We start from the raw sequence: 13,408 nt of genomic DNA on the forward strand, positions 1-13,408 counted from the left end.
CCGGGTGAAACGTCACCGGGAGTTGGTCGGCGTTCTGCTCCGGTGCTATCCGGTCAGCTTCCTGGTGCTCGCCCCGTACGCGGTGTTCATCGTTCCGTCGGCGGTGCTCAACGACAACCCGCAGACCGGTTTCATCGTGTACCTGGTGGGCCTGGCATTGCTGGGCAGCATCTCCGTGGAGACGTTCGGCCTGCTCTTCGGGCATCCCGATCCACGCTGGCGGCAGGGGATGCGCCAGGCGACCGCCTGCTATCCCCGGATCTATCCCGTGGCCCGGCTGGTGACCCTGACCGGCATCGCGGCGAACATCGGCGGGGCCCTTCTCGGTCGGGGGACCATCGTCGCGCAGGTGTCCGGTGACCTCTCCGACACACCGCTCGCGATGCTGTGCGCGCTCTTCTCCGGCTGGGGCACCCTGGGCTTCGCCCTGCTGGTGGCCAGCCACCTCAGCGGCCGGCTCTCCTCGGCGAAGCTGTACTGCTGGCTGGCCCTGCTCGTCGGAGTGGAGTCGTACGTCGCCGTACTGACGGCCCGCTCCGCGCCCCTGGTCGGGCTGGTGTTCTTCGTGGCTGCCACCGGAGCGGTCTGCGGCGTCCTCCGGCTGCGCCATCTCCTGCTCTGGACGGTGGTGCTCCTCCTCCTCTGGCCCGCGATGTTCGAGCAGCGCAACACCATCCGGGAGGATTACGGCGTCGTAGTAGACACCCAGGTCACCGCCGCCGACCGGCTCCGTCTGGACAGTCAACTCACGGTCGTGGCAAAGGTCGAGGTCCCCGTCGACCTCGGTCAACCCAAGGGCGTCGACTACCTCAGGTACGGGCTGGTACCGCGGATGCTGGATCCCGACCGGCCGCCCATCTCGACCGGGCAACAGATCAACCAGTACCTCGGCGGCGGGTCGACGTCGGCCTTCAACTTCCTGTTGCTGGGCAACATCTGGTTCTTCGACGGCCCTGTCGGGGTGGTGGCCGTACACGCCTTCTGGGCCGGATTCGTGGCGCTGCTGCTGCGCTGGCGGGGTCGACCGGGCCCGGCCCGGTTGACGTTGTTCTGCCTGGTCTTCTCCGATGTGCTGCTCTGGTCCGGGACCTATCCCGACTCCACCATCGGCTTCCTGCAACACCTGATGTCGGCGGTACCGGTCTTTCTCCTGCTGTGGCTGACCCGTCGCGCCCCCGTCGGGCGGGACGACCGGGTGCCGCTGCTGGCGGGTGCCGCCCGGTGACCGTTCGGGCCCGCTCCCGCGTCGGTCGTAGCGACGCCCCGGTTGTCCCCCGCAGCGGTGGTCGGGCCGTGCTCGCCCTGCTCGTCGGGGGGTTGTCCAGCGGCGGCAACCTGCTGGTGGCGATCACGGTCACCCGGCTGGAGTCGATCGGCGGGGTGGGTGAGTTCGCCCTGGCCTTCTCGTTCTATGTTCTCGGCTCCGGGCTGGTCCGCAGCATGGTGACCGACGCCGTCCTGGCGGCGGGGACGGGCGTCACCTCCGCCGCCCGGCGGGTCACCCTGCTCGGCACGGTCTGCGGCACCGTGCTCGGGGCCGCGGGTGCGGCGTATGGCTCGCCCTATCTGGTGTTCGTGGGCCTCGCCCTGCCGGGTCTGGTGCTCTATGACTACGCGAAGGCGATCGCCGTCGGCGTCGGCACCCCGTCGGGGGCGCTGTTCCAGGAGACCGCCTGGGCGGCGGTGACCGGCTGCGCCGCGCTGTGCGGCCTGCTCCGGCTGCTCGACGCGCCGTACGTGGTCGGCATCTGGGCCTTAGCTGGTGGGCTGATCGGCGTGGTCGTCGGGGTCCGCCGCGGCTACGTGGTGCGGCCCGGCTGGTGCATCGGTCGGGCGGAGAGCCGTGTCGCAGTGGGGTTCGGCACGCAGTTCCTGCTGACCACCGGATCGGCGCAGTTGTCGCTGAGCGCGGTGGCCGCCTTCGCGGGCACCTCGGTGGTCGGGGCGTTGAGCGCCGGAAGGACGCTGCTGGGGCCGGTGAACCTGGTGCTGTCCACCGCCGCCACGCTGACCCTGCCGTACCTGGCCCGTAGCCGCACCGAGTCCCGGGCGGTGCGGACCCGGGCGGCCGTTCGGGTCTCGCTGCTCGTGGCTGCCGGCATCCTGCCGATGACGGCTGCGGTCGCCCTCCTGCCCGACGCGGTCGGCAGGACGCTGCTCGGCGGCAACTGGGACCTGGCCCGCAGCCTGCTGGTGCTGCTGGCGCTGGAGAGCCTGTTCGCGGTGCCGGCTGCCGTCGGCTTCGCCGGGCTGCGGGTGGAGCAGGCGAACCGGCGGGCGATTCTGCTCGGCATCCTGCTGGGCGGATTGCGGGTGCCCGTTGTCGTCGGCGCGGCGGTGCTGTTCGGGGCCACCGGCGCGGCCGGTGCGCTCGCGGTGCTCGCTCTGGTCAGCGCGGTCGCCTGGGCCAGCAGCTACCTGCTGCTGCTGCGGCACCGTGCGGCGCACCGCGCGCCGGCACACCGCCGGCTCGACCCGGTCCCGCCCGGCCGGTGAGCCGGGGCGGGACCGCCCGGCGGGTGAGCCGGGCGCGGGCCGACGGGCGGGCCGCAGGGGGCGGGCCGACCGGTCAGGCGACGGTCGACAGGGCGGCGCGGACGCGCTCCACCACCGCCTTGACCCCCGCGTCGGTCAGCTCCGGATAGGTGGGCAGGTTGATGCCGCGCCTGCTCAGGTCGACGGTCACCGGGCAGTGCGCGCCCGGATCACGGTGCGCCGGCAGGTCGGGGATCGGCACGAAGAAGGGCCGGGTCTCCACGCCGAGCCGGTCGAGCGCCCGGGCCACCGCGTCCCGGGAGATGGCGTCCCCTTCGGGCCCGACCAGAAAGGCGGCCATCCACGGCGCGCGGCGGACGCCGGCGAGCACCGGCTGCGCCGACAGCGCCGGCTCGTCGGCCAGCTGCGCCTCGTAGCCGGCGATCACCGCGTCCCGCCGGGCGATGATCTCGTCGGCCCGCTCCAGTTGGGCGCAGAGCAGCGCGGCGGCCAGGTTGGTCATCCGGTAGTTGTAGCCCAGCACCGGGAAGTAGTACCGCCGTTGCGGATCCATGCCCTGGTTGCGCAGCAGCCGCATCCGCTCGGCCAGCGGGGCGTCGGAGGTGGTGACGCAGCCGCCCTCGCCGGCGGTGATCACCTTGTTGCCGAAGAACGAGAAGGTCGTGGCGTCGGCCAGGGAACCGGTCGGCTCCCCGTCGACCGTGGCCCCGAAGGACTCCGCGGCGTCGGCGACCAGCAGCAGGCCGTGCCGGTGGCACAGCGCGCGCAGGGCGGGGTAGTCGGCGGGATGGCCGTACAGGTCGACGGCGATGACCGCCCGGGTGCGTGGCCCGATCGCGGCCCGGACCGCGGCGGGGTCGACGCACCAGTTCTGCGGCCGCACGTCCACACAGACGGCGCGCGCCCCGCAGTACGCGACGGCGTTCGCGGTCGCCACGTAGGTCAGCGCGGGAACGATGACCTCGTCGCCCGGACCGATCCCGGCGGCGGCGAGGACCAGATGCAGGGCGACCGTGCCGTTGGCGGTGGCCACCGCCGTGCCGGCGGCACACCGCCGGGCGAAGCGGTCCTCGAAGTCGTCGAGGTAGGGGCCCCGGGAGGAGACCCAGCCGCTCCGCAGGGCGTCGACCACGTACCGTTCCTCCAGGTCGGACAGGCTCGGTCGGGCCACCGGATAGCGGTCGTCCGTCATGCTCACGATGCTCCCTCCCCGCTGAGTTCGGCGGCGAACGCGGATCTCGGTATCGGCCCCGGTCGTCCCTGCGCCGCCCAGCGCAGCACGTCGAGGTAGTCGCCACCGGTCGCCGCCCAGGTGCGGGGGGCCAACCGGCCGTTGGCGTGCCGGGCGGCGGTGGCGTAGTGCGCCCGGTCGGCCAGCAGCCGCTGGACCGCCTCGGCCAGGGACGCCGGCTCCGTGGCCCGGAAGACCGTCGCCTCGGCGCCGGTGAACTCCAGCTGTGCCAGCAGCGGCTCGGCGTCGGCGCAGGCGACGGGTAGTCCCCAGCTGAACGCCTCCAGCATCGCACCGCTCGCCGCCTCCCAGAGCGACGGGATCACCACGGCGTCGGCCCGGGCGTAGAGGGCGTTCAGCTCGTCGAGGGTGACGAACCCGGGGAAGGACACCCGGCCCCGCAGGTCGGGCAGCGCGGCGCGGGCGAGCAGGCGACTGGCCTCGGGCTCGACCAGCGGGCCGGGACAGACCAGCCGGCACTGCGGGAGCGACGCCATCGCCTCCAGCAGCGTCGCGTGGTTCTTGTGGGCCGCGGTGGAGGACGGGTAGACCAGCAGCCCCGGTTCCGGCCGCGCGGTGGCGCGGGCGGGCGCGGGCTGGAACGTCGGGGTCGGGATGAGCGCGGTCCGGTCCGCTGCCTCGGGAAACAGCCGCAGGGTCTCCCGGTACGGGTGGGGCCAGGTGACCACGAGGGCGGACGCGCGGGCCACGTTCTCCCGGACCACGGCGGCGAAGCCGGGGGCGTGGAAGGCGGCATGCAGGTGTCGGAGGTCGTGCACGACGACGACCGACGGGCCGGGCCCGATCGGGGCGCTGTGGAACGGGTACAGCGTGACGTCCGATCCCCGCTGCCGGGGGACCGAGCGCTGCCGGACCGCGTTGACCGCCCTGCGGACGGCGAGGGAGTCGCGGACCCGGCTCGGCGTCCAGCGGCGCAACAGCTGCCCGGGAGGGGTGTCCGAGCGCAGCGGCTGGGCGACCTCGGTCCAACCGACCTGTTCGGCGGGCACCTGGTCACGCCACTGGTCGAGGGTGCCCCGCAGGATGTTCACCCGCAGGTCGTGGGAGGTGTCGGCGGCCATGCCGGTCAACAGGCCGTAGGTGAAGGCCTCGACCCCGGCGGCGTGTCCGGGGCGGATCGGGGTGGCCTCGACGGTGATCCTCATCGGTCCACCCGCACGAGGCGTCCCATCCGCTCGTCTTCCAGGAGTTGCCGGTCGGCGTCCACCATCACCCGTACCAGGTCGCCGAACAGGGTCTTCGGCGCCCAGCCCAGGTGCCGCCGGGCCTTGCTGTAGTCGCCGATGAGCGCGTCGACCTCGGCGGGCCGGAAGTAGGCGGGGTCGATCTCCACGTACCGCTGCCAGTCCAGACCGACCCGGTCGAAGGCGGCCTGGACGAACTCGCGGACGGAGTGCCCCTCGCCGGTGGCCACCACGTAGTCCTGTGGGGTGTCCTGCTGAAGGGCCAGCCACATCGCCTCGACGTACTCCGGGGCGTAGCCCCAGTCCCGGACCGCGTCGAGGTTGCCCAGGTAGAGCTTGTCCTGGATGCCGGCCTCGATCCTGGCCACCGCGCGAGTGATCTTGCGGGTGACGAAGTTCTCGCCCCGCCGGGGGCTCTCGTGGTTGAACAGGATGCCGTTGACGCAGAACATGTCCCACGACTCGCGGTAGTTGACCGCCGACCAGAAGGCGTAGACCTTGGCGCACGCGTACGGGCTGCGGGGGTGGAACGGGGTCTGCTCGCGTTGCGGGGGCGGGCTGGAGCCGAACATCTCCGAGGAGGACGCCTGGTAGAAGCGGCAGCCGATGTCGGCCGCCCGCGCCGCCTCCAGCATCCGCAGGGCGCCCAGCCCGGTGACGTCCGCGGTGTAACCCGGGATGTCGAAGGAGACGCGGACGTGGCTCTGCGCGCCGAGGTTGTAGATTTCGTCAGGCCGGATGTCCCGGATCAGCGATGTCAACGAGGCCGGGTCGGACAGGTCGCTGTAATGGAGGAAAAGGCGTGCGTCGCCACTGCGGGGATGCACATCGACGCCGTCGATCCGCTCGGTGTTGAACGAAGACGATCTTCTTTTTATCCCGTGCACCGTGTAGCCCTTGTCGAGTAGGAACTCCGCCAGGTAGCTGCCGTCCTGGCCGGTGGTGCCGGATATGAGTGCCACTCGCGACATGGAGATCCTCTCGTGCTGTGCTAGAGACTGTTTCTGCGACTTCCTTATACCCCCATCCGGGCGGCCGTCCACTATTCCTCGTCCCGTGGCGGCGAATTGAATAAAATTGCGAGGCGCGGTCACTGAATGGACGTTCGCTCGTTGGCCCACTCAGTTCCATCTCTTGAGCGAGGAGCGAGGATGGCCAGCGACACCACCCCCGCGGCGGACGTCAGAACACGGTTGGCGAGTGTCGACCGGGGGAAGTTCCGGGTCCTGGTCACGGCGAGCTACTTCAGCCCCGGCTGGCGGGCCGGAGGCCCGGTCCGCTCCATCTCCGACGTGCTCGACACGGCCAGCGCCGACGTCTCGACGACCCTGCTGACCCGGGACCGTGACCTCGGCGCCAGCGATCCCTACGCCGGGCTCTCCGGCACCTGGGTACGACGTGGCCGGACGAGCATCTTCTATCTCGGTGTCCGGCACCCGGCGCACTGGCGGACGCTCTGGCGTTCCCTGCGGCCGGTGCGCTTCGACCTGCTCTACGTGAACAGCGTCTGGTCGGCCTTCTCGATCCTGCCCATCGTCGCGGCCCGGCTCGGCCTGCTGCGGGTGGACCGCATCCTGGTGGCTCCACGGGGCGAGTTCGGTGCCGCCGCTCTCGGCCTGCACCGGGCCCGTAAGCGGATGTTCCTGTCCGGCTGGCGATGGATGCTGCGGGGGCCCAGGGTGCTGTGGCACGCCAGCACGCCGCTGGAGGCCGTCGACATCCGACGGGCGCTGCCCCGGGCCCGGATCGGTGTCGTCGCGATTGCCAGTGGCCCGGAGCCGCGTCGCGCGCCGGCCGGACTGCCGGCGACCGACCACGCACGACTGGTCTTCATCGGACGGATCTCCCCGATAAAGAACCTGGACCTGCTGCTCGCCGCGCTCGCCCAGGTGCGGGCCCGGGTGCGGCTCGATATCTACGGCCCGCTGGAAGACCCGAAGTACTGGCAGCGCTGTGTGGAGCTACGAGCGGCCCTGCCGGACCCGTCCGTGGTCAGCTACCGGGGAGAGCTGCGCCCCGAGCAGGTCGGCGAGACCTTCTCCCGGTACGACGCGTTCGTCCTGCCGACCCGGGGTGAGAACTTCGGCAACGCCATCGCGGAGAGCCTGGCGGCGTGCTGCCCGGTGATCTGCTCGGACCGGACACCGTGGACGACCGTGTTGCGCGACGGTGGCGGGCAGGTCCTCACCGAGTTGACCCCGGCGGCGTTGGGTGCACTGGTCACCCAGCTCGCCACCGCCTCGCCCGCGCAGCGGCAGGCGGCCCGGGCGGCGGCGGGGGCCGCCTACCGCCGGTGGCGGGCGAGCCGGCCGCGGATCAGTGTTCTCGACCAGGCACGGCAGACGATCAACGACCCGGTGCGCCGGGTGCCCCCACAGGGCCGGTCGTCGTGAGACCGACCCGACCGCCCGCCGGGCGGTGCCCCCAATCCCACCATCGGCTACGAGGAGGCGTCCAGTGACCCGGGTGATGACCGTCGTCGGGACCAGGCCGGAGATCATCCGCCTGGCCCGGGTGATCGACATGTTGGACCGGACCGTGGAGCACACCCTGGTGCACACGGGACAGAACTGGGATCCCGCATTGTCGGACATCTTCTTCACCGAGCTGGGTGTCCGGTCCCCGGACCGCTTCCTGCGGGCCGACACCCGGTCGCTCGGCAGTCTGCTCGGTGCCGTGCTGGTCGGCACCGAGCAGACGATCGGTGAGCTGCGTCCGGACGCGCTGCTGGTGCTCGGCGACACCAACAGCGCCATCTCGGCGTTGATGGCGCGACGGATGAAGGTTCCCGTCTACCACATGGAGGCGGGCAACCGCTGCTTCGACCTCAACGTGCCGGAGGAGACCAACCGCCGGCTGGTCGACCACGTCGCCGACTTCAACCTCGTCTATTCCGAGCACGCCCGGCGCAACCTGCTCGCCGAGGGCCTGCACCCCCGCCGGATCCTGCACACCGGCTCACCCATGCGGGAGGTGCTCGACCACTACCGGCCGCAGATCGAGCGGTCCACCATCCTGGCGCAGCTCGCCCTCGAACCGGGCGGCTACTTCGTCGTCAGCGCCCACCGCGAGGAGAACGTCGACCATCCGGACCGGCTCCGCCGGCTGCTGGACTGCCTCTGTGCCGTCCGCGACGAGTGGCGACTGCCGCTGCTGGTCTCCACCCACCCGCGTACCCGCAAGCGCCTGGAGTCGCTCGCCGTCGACGGCACGCTCCTGGACGGCATCACCTTCCACGAGCCGTTCGGCTTCTTCGATTACGTCACCCTGCAACGGCACGCCCGGTGCACACTGTCCGACAGCGGCACCGTCAGCGAGGAGGCGGCGATTCTCGGGTTTGCGGCGGTGACGCTGCGCGAGTCCATCGAGCGCCCCGAGGCGCTGGACTCCGGGGCGATCGTGATGACGGGTCTGGACCCGGCCGGGGTGGTGGAGGGCGTGCGGGTGGTGGTGGCCCAGGTAGCGGCCGGCCCGGTCGCCTGCCCGCTCGACTACCAGGTCCCGGACACGTCACGCCGGGTGGTCGACTTCATCCTCTCGACCGTGCGCCGGCATCACGACTGGGCGGGCATCCGCCGCTGACCGACCCACCGGCCGGGCCGGCACGCCCGTGACCACCGTGCCCGCCGGGACGTCCCGGGTCACACAGGCGCCCGCCCCCACGACGGCGTCCCGGCCGACCGTCAGCCTCGGCAGGACGGCGGCGGTGGTGCCCACCATGACGCCGTCGCCCAGTCGGCAGTAGCCGGAGACCGCCGCGAGCGGGTTGACCGAGACATGGTCACCCAGGACGGCGTCATGGCCCACGGTGCAGTTCTGATTGAGGTGTACATGGCGGCCCAGCACCACGTTCGTCGTCACCCGGGCTCCGCCGGCGGCGAACAGGCCCTCCTGGAAGACGCAGTCCGGGCCGATCTCGGCAGCCGGATGTACCACGGTGGCGGCGGGCAGGCCGTACCGGGCAAGGACCTGGTCGGTCTCGCGGCGCAACTGCGGGTGTCCCACGCCCAGTGCCACCCGGGTGGTGGACGGCTGCCCGGCCAGCCAGCGGGTCGGCCCGAGGAACGGAACACCGAGCCGACGCACGAGTTCCACATTGGGCTCGGTGGGGTGGTCGTCGACGAAGCCGAGCACCCGCCAGCTGATCCCGTCGACCGGCCGGGCGTTCAGCAATCGAATAACGCCGTACAGCTCACGGCCCATCCCGCCCACACCTACGATTACCACGTCGGTAGTCATCCGTTGCTCCCTCGGCCACGGAGAACGCGGGTCGCTCCCCGTCATCTGGACCCCCTCGCGGCACCGATGGCGCCGGTCAGGCAGCGGTGGGGGCCGGTGTCCGTGGCCGCGAGCGCACGGCACAGGCCGCGCCCGGCGGGCTCCGACACCCTCCTCGCTGTCATTGCGTTCCGATACTCAGGTGGAGTGCCGATCTGCGGACGGCACTGTGAAGGTGGGCGATGGTGAAGCTGACGAGAACCCGTCCCCCCGACGACGCTGCGGCGGCGGCGAAGCGGGCGGTCCGGTCCGCCGACACCGCGGGCAACTACCGGGTGGTCGCCACCGCAGGTGTGTTCGAGCCGGGCTTCCGTGGTGGTGGTCCGATCCGTTCCCTGCGGTTCATCCTGGACACCCTGCCGGGGGATCTCGACGTCACCCTGGTCACCCGGGACCGGGATCTCCACTCGCCTGCACCCTACCCCGGGCTGTCCGGACGGTTGCTGCGGCGCGACGACCGCTCCGCCGTGTTCTACCTGGACCCGTGGGCGCCGCGGCACTGGGTCCGGCTGATCCGGCACGTCCGCTCCCGCCCGATCGACCTGCTCTATGTCAACAGCATCTGGTCGCTGTTCTCGGTGGTGTCGATCCTGGTGGCGGCGCTGCGCCTGGTGCCTGTCGGGGCCATCCTGGTCGCCCCGCGCGGTGAGCTGTCGCCCGGTGCCCTGGCGATCAGGGCCGCCAAGAAGCGGCTCTTCCTGGCGGTGTGGGCACCGCTGCTGCGCCGGTTGCGGGTGCGCTGGCAGGCGTGCAGCGGTCTGGAGGAGAAGCAGATCCGGGCGAACATGCCGTGGGCGCAGGTGATGGTGAACGGCAACGAGAGCCCGATCCCGGCGCACCCGGCGCCGCCGGCCCGCGCGCACGACGGGCCGCTGCGGTTGGTCTTCGTCGGCCGGATCTCGCCGATGAAGAACCTGTCCACGGCCCTGGAGGCGGTGGCCGGCACGACCCGGCCGATGGAGTTCGACATCTTCGGGCCGCCGGAGGACCCGCACTACTGGTCGCGATGCCAGCGGATCATCACGGCCATGCCGGGCCACGTCCGGGTCCGCTACCTCGGCGAACTCGCGGCGGCGGACGTCATGCCGACGTTCAGCCGGTACGACGCCTTCCTCTTCCCCACCCTCGGCGAGAACTTCGGTCACGTGATCCTGGAGAGCCTGGCCTCCGGCTGCCCGGTCGTCTGTTCGGACAACACGCCGTTCAGTGAGCTGATCGCCGACACCGGCGGGCTGGTGGTGCGGCCGGCGACGGCGGCCGGCCTCAGCCGGGCTCTCGACCTGCTCGCCGCTCGGTCGCCCGAGGAGCGGGCCGAGGCGAAGGGCACCGCCGGACGGCGGTACCGGCACTGGCGGCAACGCCACCGGGAACCGAACGTGCTGGCGCACGCCCGCCAGTTCTGCCGCTGATCCCGTCCGGGGCGGAACCGGCGTCACCCTGGCCGGACCCGACTCGTTTCCCCAGTGACCGGGCCCGCCTGCCCGGTCCGGTGGTCCGTAGCCGTCCCCTGCGATCGAGGACAGTAAGTGCCCAGTCGTGTTCGTACGATGGCCCGGCGGGTGCGGGACCATCTGGCCGCGTCCCGTGACCCCGAGGCGTTCGTCCGGTCCCTGGGGGTCAACCTGACCGGTCGGGTCAGGTTCTACGGGGTCAACCGGGCGATGTTCGGCTCGGAGCCGTGGCTGATCACCATCGGCGACAACGTCTACATCACCTCCGAGGTGCAGTTCATCACCCACGACGGTGGCACGTTGATCCTGCGCAAGGACCATCCCGACCTCGACTGGACCGCGCCGATCACCATCGGCGACGACGTCTACATCGGCATGCGGGCGATGATCCTGGCCGGCGTCACCATCGGAAGCCGGTGCGTCATCGGGGCCGGTTCGATCGTCACCCGGGACATCCCGGACAACACGGTGGCGGCCGGGGTGCCGGCGCGGCCGGTGCGTACCACCGACGAGTACCTCGAACGGCTGCGGGCCAAGTCGCTGGGCATCGGCCACCTGCCGGTCCCGGCCAAACACGCGGCGATGAAGCGGATCTACGGCGTCACGACCGGCTGACGTCCACCGGGACACGACGCCCGCCGGTGCGGCCCCGCCGGGGCACGGGCCACCGGGTCAGGCCCGCCTGTACGCCACCTGCGGCGGCGGGAACTGGTGGACTCCGATGATCGTGATCGCGCCCAGCGCACCGGTCACCCCGGTCACCTCGTAGCCGAACCGGTCCCCGGTCATCGCCGCCGCGCCGGCACCGAGGTTCAGCGTGGTGGCGGCGCCGACGCCACTGACCCGTACGGCGGGCGGCGTGGTGCCGCTGGCCTGCCAGACGTGCGCGTACCAGTGCCAACCGGCGGGCAGCACCACGGGAGCGACCAGCACGGACTCCCGCACCCCGACCGAGGTGACGGCGACGGTGCCGAAGTCGGCGATCGGGCCGAGGACGGCGGGACGCCCGGTGGACGGATCGTGGGCGTACACGCCGTGCCGCAGGACGCCGGTGCCGGCCACGGTGACCTCCACACAGACCCGGTCGACCGGGGTCGGTTCGGCCAGGAAGACCGGGTGCAGCAGGAGCCGCTGGTAGGTGCCGGTGCAGGTGCGGCTCAGCGTCGGGCCGGACCGGACGAGGAAGTAACTGCCCCGGGGTCCGGTCGCCCCCGGTAGCGGTCCCGATGCGACCTGGTCGGGTTCCGCGCGCCACGTCCCGTACCCGGGGGAGACCGGCACGGTGTACGGGATGCCGTCGACGGTGACCCGGTCCGGCACGTCGAGGTTCGTCGGGCCGACCGGGACCAGCAGCCGGTGGAACAGTTGCGGCGCCGTCATCTCGGCCTGCGCCACGGTGCCGACCCGTTCGATCACCACGAAATCCGCGCCGTCGGCGGACACCACGATCTCGGTGGCGGTCGACGGGGGCGCCAGGTAGCGGCGGTAGGCGGTGCCGGTCACCGACTCACCGGCGGCCAGGGTGCGGCCCCAGACCAGTTGCGGGTAGTTCTTCTTGAGGCTGGAGCTGATGAACCAGCCCTTGGCCGTGGTGTAACGGACCCGGATCTCGGGCTTCCCGTCCGCGACCGGCAGCAGCCCGACGGCGATGCCCCACTGTTGGACGCCCCCGCCGCTGACCACCCACTGGGTCATGCTGCTCGCCGGCATCAGCCGGTTCCGCAGCGTCGCCGGGGTGAAGTCGGTGAGCGCCGTCAGGGTGTCGATGTTCGCCCAGACGGACCAGTTCAGGCCGCCGGCCACCCCCACGTTCGGCATGAACTGCCGACGGGTGCCGCCGGCCACCGGGGTCAACGGCCCGCACTGGGTGACCCCCGCGTTGAGGGTGAACCGGCTCAGGGCGGTGACCGTCTGCGCGACGATCAGGCTGCCACCGGGCGACCAGCGGTATTCGTTCGAGATCCGGCACAGGGACGGGATCCTCGGCATGATCGTGGCGATCGGGGTGCCGATGTTCGCCCGTGCCGTGTCGATCATCCCCTGGTAGGAGGGGATGACGTACGACTCCCGGATCACCAGCTCCTGGCCCGTGGACCGACCGTCGGGCACCGGCCGGCCGTCGAGTTCGACGGCCACTGTGTGGGAGTGGGTGGCCGGGCGGATCTGCACGTCGGGGGTGAGGCCGGTGATCGGCACGGTGGTCCGGTTGGTCGCCCCCGAGACGTGGGTGAGCGGTGCGGCCGGTTTCACCCGCGCGCCCTGGGCGATGCCGTCCACGATCGTGTACGGGTTGCCGAACAGCAGGCTGTTGGCGTTGGTCACCGCCAGCAGGGTGAAGATGCGGGTCCCGTCGCTCCACTGCGAACCCACGTCGGCGGTCGTCTTGCCGTGGTTGGCCACCGCGATCTGGTTGCCGACGTTGTAGCCGTGGTTGCCGCCGACGTACGACCAGCCGGTGTTGATCGGGCAGTTGTCGTCCGAGGTGTCGTGGATGCGGGTGCCGACGGCGGACAGGACCGGCCACACCTGGGCGTCGGTGGCGGTCGAGGGCACCAGGCTCACCTGGGGCAGGCCGGAGTGCCACATGCCGACCATGCTCTCCGCGTACGCCAGGTTGACGGGCATGATCACGTCCCGGGTGGCGTCGATCCGCGACCTGACGGACATCAGGGCGTTGGACCGGTAGACGATCAGCTCGGCCATCCTCCACACCTCCACCGTTGAACTGCGACGATGCTGTCACTGTG

11 protein-coding genes are annotated in these 13,408 nt (G+C 71.6%); 6 read left to right on the forward strand and 5 right to left on the reverse strand.

Annotated features, from left to right (window positions below):
* Positions 1 to 4 precede the first annotated feature (4 nt).
* Both ACQP2H_RS09745 and ACQP2H_RS09750 read left to right on the forward strand, forming a co-directional pair.
* A complete protein-coding gene (locus tag ACQP2H_RS09745) occupies positions 5 to 1,225 on the forward strand; it encodes a hypothetical protein (protein WP_433232216.1) in 1,221 nt (406 codons plus the stop codon).
* Entirely contained in the window at positions 1,222 to 2,496 is a 1,275-nt protein-coding gene (locus tag ACQP2H_RS09750; RefSeq protein WP_433232219.1) for a hypothetical protein, read from the forward strand. The genes ACQP2H_RS09745 and ACQP2H_RS09750 overlap by 4 nt, the downstream gene beginning before the upstream one ends.
* A 73-nt stretch (positions 2,497 to 2,569) precedes the next feature.
* Here ACQP2H_RS09750 and ACQP2H_RS09755 read toward each other — a convergent pair whose 3' ends face one another.
* The 3 genes from ACQP2H_RS09755 to gmd are packed head-to-tail and all read right to left on the reverse strand — an operon-like array spanning position 2,570 to position 5,903.
* Complete coding sequence (locus ACQP2H_RS09755; protein WP_357536029.1) at positions 2,570 to 3,688, reverse strand: DegT/DnrJ/EryC1/StrS family aminotransferase; 1,119 nt, start codon at positions 3,686 to 3,688, stop codon at positions 2,570 to 2,572.
* Positions 3,689 to 3,690: 2 nt separating this feature from the next.
* Entirely contained in the window at positions 3,691 to 4,893 is a 1,203-nt protein-coding gene (locus ACQP2H_RS09760) for a glycosyltransferase (protein ID WP_357536027.1), read from the reverse strand.
* A complete protein-coding gene (gmd, locus tag ACQP2H_RS09765; RefSeq protein ID WP_357536025.1) occupies positions 4,890 to 5,903 on the reverse strand; it encodes a GDP-mannose 4,6-dehydratase in 1,014 nt (337 codons plus the stop codon). Before gmd ends, ACQP2H_RS09760 begins: the two co-directional genes overlap by 4 nt.
* A 180-nt stretch (positions 5,904 to 6,083) precedes the next feature.
* Here gmd and ACQP2H_RS09770 point away from each other — a divergent pair, with 180 nt between their 5' ends.
* Positions 6,084 to 7,325, forward strand: a complete 1,242-nt coding sequence (locus ACQP2H_RS09770) for a glycosyltransferase (protein WP_357536023.1) — start codon at positions 6,084 to 6,086, stop codon at positions 7,323 to 7,325.
* 64 nt (positions 7,326 to 7,389) lie between these two features.
* Complete coding sequence (gene wecB / locus ACQP2H_RS09775) at positions 7,390 to 8,514, forward strand: non-hydrolyzing UDP-N-acetylglucosamine 2-epimerase (RefSeq protein WP_433232224.1); 1,125 nt, start codon at positions 7,390 to 7,392, stop codon at positions 8,512 to 8,514.
* Here wecB and ACQP2H_RS09780 read toward each other — a convergent pair.
* Positions 8,443 to 9,171, reverse strand: a complete 729-nt coding sequence (locus tag ACQP2H_RS09780; protein ID WP_357536019.1) for an acetyltransferase — start codon at positions 9,169 to 9,171, stop codon at positions 8,443 to 8,445. The two genes, wecB and ACQP2H_RS09780, sit on opposite strands and share 72 nt — an antisense overlap.
* Before the next feature lie 224 nt (positions 9,172 to 9,395).
* Here ACQP2H_RS09780 and ACQP2H_RS09785 point away from each other — a divergent pair, with 224 nt between their 5' ends.
* Together ACQP2H_RS09785 and ACQP2H_RS09790 are read left to right on the forward strand one after the other, a co-directional pair.
* Positions 9,396 to 10,619, forward strand: a complete 1,224-nt coding sequence (locus ACQP2H_RS09785) for a glycosyltransferase family 4 protein (RefSeq protein ID WP_433232229.1) — start codon at positions 9,396 to 9,398, stop codon at positions 10,617 to 10,619.
* A gap of 117 nt (positions 10,620 to 10,736) precedes the next feature.
* The gene (locus ACQP2H_RS09790; RefSeq protein WP_433232232.1) at positions 10,737 to 11,276 is read left to right on the forward strand and encodes an acyltransferase; all 540 of its coding nucleotides are present in this window, start codon (positions 10,737 to 10,739) and stop codon (positions 11,274 to 11,276) included.
* A gap of 57 nt (positions 11,277 to 11,333) precedes the next feature.
* Here the strand turns inward: ACQP2H_RS09790 and ACQP2H_RS09795 are convergent, their stop codons facing one another.
* Entirely contained in the window at positions 11,334 to 13,364 is a 2,031-nt protein-coding gene (locus tag ACQP2H_RS09795; protein ID WP_357536013.1) for a hypothetical protein, read from the reverse strand.
* Positions 13,365 to 13,408: the final 44 nt, after the last annotated feature.

The sequence above is a fragment of the Micromonospora sp. CA-248260 genome, from assembly GCF_050942205.1.
In the GTDB taxonomy this organism is placed as follows: Bacteria; Actinomycetota; Actinomycetes; order Mycobacteriales; family Micromonosporaceae; genus Micromonospora; species Micromonospora antibiotica.